Source organism: Paenibacillus sp. E194 (assembly GCF_000935845.1).
Lineage (GTDB): Bacteria > Bacillota > Bacilli > Paenibacillales > Paenibacillaceae > Paenibacillus_B > Paenibacillus_B alvei_B.
The window spans coordinates 1-519 of the sequence record NZ_JMDX01000557.1; the positions used below are offsets into that span (position 1 = coordinate 1).

Below are 519 nucleotides of genomic sequence, written 5' to 3' on the forward strand. Positions count from 1 at the left end.
GGCCATAGCTATCATACCATAATTTAGTTTCCGCTAGCACGTGATAAATCGCGCATATTCGCTTCAAATGCGGCAAGCAGCGCTGCTTCACCGGTCATCCCCTGCGCCTCTACCTTCGCAATTTGCTCCATCATACGCTTATAATCCTTCGGAATGACACGGACGAATTGCTCGCTTGCTCCATTGTCCCATTGCTGCAAGATTCGTCCCCCAATGGTGCTGCCCGTTGCTTGCACATGACGCTCGATCATGCTTCGCACCTGCTGCTCTTCTTCCGCTCCCTCAAGCGGCTCCAATAGCACCATTTCTAAATTGCAGCGGTTCACGAATGTACGATCCTCATCCCATACATATGCGATACCCCCGGACATACCTGCCGCGAAGTTGCGCCCCGTCTTGCCGAGCACGACGACACGGCCGCCAGTCATATATTCACAGCCATGATCGCCTACTCCTTCGACGACCACATGTACACCTGAATTGCGAACCGCGAAGCGTTCGCCAGCAATTCCGCGAATG

General features: G+C 53.6%; 1 pseudogene. It reads right to left on the reverse strand.

Features of this window, described 5'->3' with window-relative positions:
* Positions 1-23: 23 nt before the first annotated feature.
* Positions 24-519, reverse strand: a pseudogene (locus AZ66_RS29540) (glutamate synthase subunit alpha); the annotation flags it as partial.